Source organism: Flavobacterium sp. (assembly GCF_040379285.1).
GTDB lineage: Bacteria > Bacteroidota > Bacteroidia > Flavobacteriales > Flavobacteriaceae > Flavobacterium.
In genome coordinates this window covers 1-6,029 of the sequence record NZ_JBEILJ010000085.1, presented here as the reverse complement: position 1 = coordinate 6,029, position 6,029 = coordinate 1, and the positions used below count along the sequence as shown (strand labels likewise).

7 protein-coding genes and 1 pseudogene are annotated in these 6,029 nt (G+C 39.5%); 6 read left to right on the top strand and 2 right to left on the bottom strand.

Annotation, left to right across the window (positions count from 1 at the left end):
• The 5 genes from ABWO12_RS11930 to ABWO12_RS11910 form a co-directional block, all read left to right on the top strand.
• Nucleotides 1-970, top strand: a 970-nt coding sequence (locus tag ABWO12_RS11930; RefSeq protein ID WP_353089232.1) for a transglycosylase domain-containing protein, incomplete at its 5' end; no start/stop codon positions are given.
• Between the two features lie 115 nt (nucleotides 971-1,085).
• Nucleotides 1,086-1,784: a CoA transferase subunit A gene (locus ABWO12_RS11925; RefSeq protein ID WP_353089230.1), complete on the top strand. Its 699-nt coding sequence runs from the start codon at nucleotides 1,086-1,088 to the stop codon at nucleotides 1,782-1,784.
• Nucleotides 1,785-1,815: 31 nt separating this feature from the next.
• Nucleotides 1,816-2,217 carry a four helix bundle protein gene (locus tag ABWO12_RS11920; RefSeq protein ID WP_353089228.1) on the top strand — a complete coding sequence of 134 codons (402 nt, stop codon included), beginning with the start codon at nucleotides 1,816-1,818 and terminating at the stop codon, nucleotides 2,215-2,217.
• Entirely contained in the window at nucleotides 2,204-2,860 is a 657-nt protein-coding gene (locus tag ABWO12_RS11915; protein WP_353089226.1) for a CoA transferase subunit B, read from the top strand. The genes ABWO12_RS11920 and ABWO12_RS11915 overlap by 14 nt, the downstream gene beginning before the upstream one ends.
• A gap of 93 nt (nucleotides 2,861-2,953) precedes the next feature.
• Nucleotides 2,954-4,117, top strand: coding sequence for a class I SAM-dependent rRNA methyltransferase (locus ABWO12_RS11910; RefSeq protein WP_353089224.1), 1,164 nt, complete (start codon nucleotides 2,954-2,956; stop codon nucleotides 4,115-4,117).
• A gap of 90 nt (nucleotides 4,118-4,207) precedes the next feature.
• Here ABWO12_RS11910 and ABWO12_RS11905 read toward each other — a convergent pair whose 3' ends face one another.
• Entirely contained in the window at nucleotides 4,208-4,558 is a 351-nt protein-coding gene (locus ABWO12_RS11905; protein WP_353089222.1) for a helix-turn-helix domain-containing protein, read from the bottom strand.
• Between the two features lie 466 nt (nucleotides 4,559-5,024).
• On the opposite strand from ABWO12_RS11905, the gene ABWO12_RS11900 reads away from it, so the two are divergent.
• Nucleotides 5,025-5,927, top strand: coding sequence for a hypothetical protein (locus tag ABWO12_RS11900; protein ID WP_353089220.1), 903 nt, complete (start codon nucleotides 5,025-5,027; stop codon nucleotides 5,925-5,927).
• On the opposite strand, the pseudogene ABWO12_RS11895 reads toward ABWO12_RS11900, so the two are convergent.
• Nucleotides 5,908-6,029 (bottom strand): annotated as a pseudogene (locus tag ABWO12_RS11895) (IS982 family transposase); the annotation flags it as partial. The gene ABWO12_RS11900 and the pseudogene ABWO12_RS11895 overlap by 20 nt on opposite strands.

The following is a 6,029-nucleotide window of genomic DNA, read 5'->3' as shown; positions in this document are numbered from 1 at the left end:
CGTAGGGCAAGGCGCCCGCCAAGTGGGTTCGACCTTCAAGCCCTTTGTCTATGCTACAGCCATCGAACAGTTGGGCATGTCGCCTTGTGATACCATCATCGACGGGCCGTTTATGATTCGCAAAGGAAAACACAATGTGACAGAGGATTGGGAACCGCGCAACTCCGACCACCAATACCGGGGCATGGTAACCTTGAAGAAAGCGCTAGCCTATTCCATCAATACTGTATCGGCGAAGTTGATTGACAAAACCGGTCCCGAACCTGTAGTTGAACTCACCAAAAAACTAGGCGTAACCACCGAAATCCCCATGCAACCCTCGATTGCGCTGGGGGCAGTAGATATTACCGTACAAGATATGGTGGCGGCCTATTCAACCTTTGCCAATCAAGGGGTTTATATCAAACCGCAATTTATCCAACGCATCGAAGATAAAAACGGCGCTGTAATTTACGAACCCGTCCCTGAATCACACGATGTGTTAAATAAAGACATTGCATTTGCGGTAATCAAATTATTAGAAGGCGTAACCGATGAAGGTTCGGGTGTGCGTTTACGAACCCAATCTGGCGGTAGTGGCGATACGCGTTGGACCGGATATCCGTATATGTTTACCAACCCCATTGCCGGGAAAACAGGAACCTCACAAAATCAATCCGACGGTTGGTTTATTGGGATGGTACCCAACTTAGCCACAGGCGTTTGGGTGGGTTGTGAAGACCGATCGGCCCGTTTCAAAAGTATCACCTACGGTCAAGGAGCTACCGCCGCCTTACCGATTTGGGGGTATTTTATGGAAAAATGCTACGAAGATCCCGACTTACAAGTCTCCAAAGACGAATTCATAAAACCCGAAGGATTCAATATCAAAGTGGACTGTTGGAGTCCGCGCAGTGCATCAACACCTACCGATTCCACCGCTGTGGATCCTGTTGACGATCAAAACTTGGATGAGTTTAAAGGGATTTAAAAAATGAAATCAATCAAGAATCCTGCTCCATATTGGGCAGGATTTTTTTATGGCGCTTTCCCCTATTCTTGGGCTTTATTTCCTAAATTTACGCCACAAACCAACGATTTTCTTCATGATTAATAAAAAAGTAAACTCGGTTGCAGAAGCCCTTCAAGGCATCGAAGACGGCATGACGATCATGTTGGGCGGCTTCGGACTTTGTGGTATTCCCGAGAATAGTATTGCCGAATTAGTACAAAAAGGAACAACCAACCTGACTTGTATTTCCAACAATGCGGGCGTGGACGATTTTGGCCTTGGACTGTTGCTTCAAAAACGCCAAATCAAAAAAATGATTTCGTCCTATGTAGGTGAAAATGCCGAATTTGAACGTCAAATGTTGTCGGGTGAACTCGAAGTCGAACTCACTCCTCAAGGTACTCTTGCCGAAAAATGCCGTGCCGCTCAAGCCGGAATTCCAGCCTTCTTCACGCCAGCAGGCTACGGAACCGAAGTGGCAGAGGGAAAAGAAACCCGTGAATTCAACGGGAAAATGCACGTTATGGAATTGGCCTACAAAGCCGATTTTTCCATCGTAAAGGCTTGGAAAGGCGACGAAGCGGGGAACCTTATTTTCAAAGGAACCGCCCGAAACTTTAATGCCGTCATGGCTGGAGGGGCCAAAATCACCATCGCAGAAGTAGAAGGATTGGTCCCCGCGGGAACCCTTAACCCCAACGAAATTCATATTCCAGGCATCATGGTACAACGCATTTTCCAAGGTGAAAAATTTGAAAAACGAATTGAACAACGAACGGTAAGGCAGAAATGATTTGAAAATGTGTTAATTTGAAAATTTAAAAATGAGGAATGATAAAGAAAATATCATCGTTACACTAAGTTTCGAGTTTGCTCTTGAAATTATCAATTACTCAGAAGCAATTAAAAAAACGAATCGTTTTGAAATGGCTACCCAAATTTTCAGAAGCGGCACATCTATAGGGGCTAATATTCGTGAAGCACAAAATGCAGAAAGCAAAGCAGATTTTATTCATAAATTCAAAATTGCAGCTAAAGAAGTAGACGAATTAAACTATTGGTTAGCACTTTGCAAACATTCTGAATTCTATCCTTCTCCAAGTGAAGAATTATTTCAAAAATTACAATCTATTCATTTGATCATTTCTAAAATAATTTCTTCATCCAAGAGAATCAAATTTTCAAATCATCAAATTTTCAAATCGCAAAACTATGGCTTTAGATAAAAACCAAATTGCAAAACGCATAGCAAAAGAAGTACAAGACGGCTATTACGTGAATCTCGGAATTGGGATTCCGACCTTAGTCGCAAACTATGTTCGCACCGATATTTCGGTCGAATTTCAATCGGAGAATGGCATACTCGGTATGGGTCCGTTTCCCTTTGAAGGCGAAGAAGATGCCGACATCATCAACGCGGGTAAACAAACCATCACGACCTTACCGGGGGCGAGTTTCTTTGACTCGGCTTTCAGTTTCGGAATGATTCGGGCGCAAAAAGTGGACTTAACCATTTTGGGTGCTATGGAAGTAGCCGAAAACGGAGATATTGCCAACTGGAAAATCCCAGGCAAAATGGTGAAAGGAATGGGGGGCGCGATGGACTTGGTGGCCTCTGCCGAGAACATCATTGTGGCCATGATGCACGTGAACAAAGCGGGCGAAAGTAAAATCTTAAAAAAATGCACCTTACCCCTAACCGGTGTCGGCTGTGTGAAAAAAGTCGTAACCGAATTGGCTGTACTGGAAGTCACTCCCAACGGATTCAAATTGCTGGAACGCGCCCCTGGCGTTAGCGTAGACGAAATCATTCAAGCGACCGAAGCGGAGTTAATCATTGATGGCGAAGTGCCGGAGATGAGTATATAATTAATCCATTTTGAAGATTTGAGAATTTGAAAATGGTCTTGTCTTTTAGATTCATTTTCAAATTTTCAAATTTTTTCATTTTCAAATCAAACTATGCTTCCAAAAGTAATCCTAAAAAAAGGAAAAGAAAAATCCATTCAACGCCGCCACCCCTGGGTGTTTAGCGGGGCGATCTATGGGGTCACCCAAGAATTGAACGACGGCGAACTCGTGGATGTGGTCGATGCACACAACGAACATTTAGGCACGGGTTATTTCAGTAATAAAGGCAGTATCTCGGTCCGTTTACTCACGTTTGGTGCCGAACCGTTTACCCCCGATTTTTGGAAAGAAAAACTCCAAGCCGCTTGGGCAATGCGATTACAGATTTTGGATTTCACCCAAACCAATGCCTTTCGTGTGATTCACGGCGAAGGCGATGGGATTCCCGGACTCATCATCGATTTTTACCATAACCATTGGGTCATACAAGCGCATTCCACCGGAATTTTTCAAGCGATGGAAGCCATTGCACAGGCCATCCAACAGGCATTTCCCGAACATTGCGAAACCATCTATTGCAAAAGTAGCGGTACCTTACCCCAAACAGGAACGGATTATTTCCTATTTGGGAATACCCCCGAAACCATCGCTCAAGAAAACGGCATTTCCTTTCACGTGAACTGGGTTGAAGGGCAGAAAACCGGTTTTTTCTTGGACCAACGCGACAACCGTAAATTATTGGGCTCTTTTTCCAAAGACAAAAAAGTACTCAATACCTTTTGCTATACCGGCGGTTTCTCTATCTATGCAATGGAATCCGGTGCCGAATTGGTCACTTCTGTAGACATCTCGCAAAAAGCGGTCGATCTTGCTTCCCGCAATATGGAATTGAATTTTCCGGGAGCCAACCATACCGCAGTCGCTTCAGATGTTTTTGAGTTTATGCGCAATCACCACCAACACTACGATGTGATTGTCTTGGATCCGCCTGCCTTTGCCAAAAGCATCAAAAGTAAACACACCGCGACACAAGCCTATAAACGCTTGAATGTAGCCGGACTCAAAACACTAGCACCCAAAGGCATTTTATTTACCTTTTCTTGCTCGCAAGTGATTGACGATGTCTTGTTTTACAATACCGTTGCCGCCGCCGCTATCGAGTCGGGACGCACCATTCGGGTGCTGCACAAACTTACCCAATCACCCGATCACCCCACCAATATTTACCATCCCGAAGGGCATTATTTAAAGGGATTGGTATTGTATGTGGAGTAGGAACTAGAAACTAGTGATTAGTGATTAGCAACTTGTGATTAGTAAAATATGTTTTTGTTAACTAGTGGCTTATTATACATTATTCTAGCCTTATTTTTCCATTAACAATTTCAGTACTGCAATTTGCTCTTTTAGAGCTTGTATGGTTTCTTCGTATTGTTGGATGAGTTTTTCGGGCATGTTAATATGATTAATTCCAATATAACCATCTTGTTTACAATTATTAAAAACTTGCTTTTCATCAAACCCTAAAACTTCCATGGGGGGAACACCAAAAATTTCACTTATTTCATTCAACCTGTTTATGGTCAACTGCGTTTCTCCCGTTTCTATTTTACTATACGCACGGGTAGATAACCCTAACTTTTGAGCCATGTACTCTTGTGTAAAATTCTTCAATTCGCGTATTTGTTTGATCTTGGTTTCGGGTTGTTGTATCATAAAAACATGAATTAATAGTTCAAAATTAGAACTTTTTAATCAAATAAAGAAATTTTTTAGTGTAAAATTCATGCTGCTGTACGGTATTTTTGTTTTTTGTAGTTATTAAAAATGACTTATGAATGAAATAACCTTGCCCTATGCTAACAATGCAATAATTCCAATTCAGGATTTAATTGTCTATTTCCTAGATAATAAATTCAACTACTTAATTGTTGGGTCTACACAAGTTTCACTCCAAAATCATCCCAAACTCGATTCACTAGATGTTTGGTTGCGTAATCACCCGAATGTGATGAACTACAGAGACACCTGCCAATCGGTTAATAATGTCATCAGCCAAATTATTAAGCACGAATCATTTTCTTTAGGATTAAGAAAATGCCCAAAAACTAATAGAATGTGTAAAGCTTTGGTGTATTGTAATCATAAAAAATAAAATGGAAAACAAACTAAAAAATAGAATATGAAAAACATTTTTACCCTTTTAACACTTTTCTCTTTTACTTCGATTTTTGCTATTGATCGATTTGTTGACCCCAATTTATCCTCGGGAAATGGAACTACTTTATTTACAACTATCACCTCTGCTGTTAATGCAGCGGTTAATGGAGACCGAATTATTGTTGCATCAAATACCTATAACGAGGCGTCATTGACTATTGGAAAATCTTTGCAGATTATGCCTCAAACACCGGGTGCAATTATCAATTTTAATGCAAACATTACTATTGCTGGATTTCCTGGAATGAAATTAACTATAATGGGCTTTAATTTAGGGATATATTCTTATAGTTCAAGTGGTATTTCTAATGGTAGCTATACTAATAGAGCAAAGGTTTCAATAATTGATAGTTCATCTTCTTATATTGATGTCAATAATGAGTATTATGAAGCTAATTTTATTAATAATAATGTCACAAAAGGTATAGCTTTTAGATTTGGTAATGTTATTAAAAACACCACTGCTAGTATAGTTCTTTTAGATGAAAATCAAGATAACTTAAATACTAACTCTAAAAATTTTATATCTAATAACAATGTTAGTTTTTTGATTGGTGTTTACAATAATGATTATCCGTTTATTATTTCAAATAACACATTAAGAGATATATCAATAAGAAGATGGAATGCGCTTTTAACTTTAAAAAACAGAATAATTAATAATCAATTTAATAATGACTCAACTGTACATTTTTCTAATACAGGTGTCCCAGGTTATAATATAGTTTTCTCAAATAATAAGTTTGTAAATGGTTTTTTAACGGCTTCATATGGTGGCTGTGGAGCGGATTATCAATTTAGCTACTCAACAATTCCAAATAATATATTTAACCCGTTGGGTGTAATTAAATTATTTGATTTTTAATATTATTTATTGGTCTATCAAAGATGAATTTATTGATATATTGAACTAAAGTTAATGCTGTAATTTTTGCTAATATTCTTGTTTTAAAACCTTCAAAAGTTT